Raw genomic sequence first — 981 nt, forward strand, 5'->3', positions numbered from 1 at the left:
CACCAGAGGTGCGGGGCTTTCCCGGAATAATTGTTCGGCGGCGTCCTACTCTCCCACAGGGTCCCCCCTGCAGTACCATCGGCGCTGAAAGGCTTAGCTTCCGGGTTCGGAATGTAACCGGGCGTTTCCCTAACGCAATGACCACCGAAACACTATGAAATTAACCAACACCGGGCAACAACACGGCCGTTCGTTATTTCAGAACTAACACAGTGGACGCGAGCAACTGAGGACAAGCCCTCGGCCTATTAGTACCAGTCAGCTCCACCCGTTRCYGGGCTTCCASWTCYGGCCTATCAACCCAGTCGTCTACTGGGAGCCTTAACCCCTCAAAGGGGGTGGGAATACTCATCTCGAAGCAGGCTTCCCGCTTAGATGCTTTCAGCGGTTATCCTTTCCGAACGTAGCCAACCAGCCATGCCCTTGGCAGGACAACTGGCACACCAGAGGTTCGTCCGTCCCGGTCCTCTCGTACTAGGGACAGCCCTTCTCAATATTCCTACGCGCGCAGCGGATAGGGACCGAACTGTCTCACGACGTTCTAAACCCAGCTCGCGTACCGCTTTAATGGGCGAACAGCCCAACCCTTGGGACCGACTCCAGCCCCAGGATGCGACGAGCCGACATCGAGGTGCCAAACCATCCCGTCGATATGGACTCTTGGGGAAGATCAGCCTGTTATCCCCGGGGTACCTTTTATCCGTTGAGCGACAGCGCTTCCACAAGCCACTGCCGGATCACTAGTCCCGACTTTCGTCCCTGCTCGACCCGTCGGTCTCACAGTCAAGCTCCCTTGTGCACTTACACTCAACACCTGATTGCCAACCAGGCTGAGGGAACCTTTGGGCGCCTCCGTTACTCTTTAGGAGGCAACCGCCCCAGTTAAACTACCCATCAGACACTGTCCCTGATCCGGATCACGGACCCAGGTTAGACATCCAGCACGACCAGAGTGGTATTTCAACGGCGACTCCACAACCA

2 rRNA genes are annotated in these 981 nt (G+C 56.9%); both read right to left on the minus strand.

Going from position 1 to position 981, the window contains the following annotated elements:
• Nucleotides 1-32: 32 nt before the first annotated feature.
• Nucleotides 33-149 (minus strand): 5S ribosomal RNA (gene rrf, locus AC1DUE_RS19965).
• A gap of 79 nt (nt 150-228) precedes the next feature.
• Nucleotides 229-981, minus strand: a 23S ribosomal RNA gene (locus tag AC1DUE_RS19970); the annotation flags it as partial.

It is taken from the genome of Cellulomonas sp. P4_A2, from assembly GCF_056402515.1.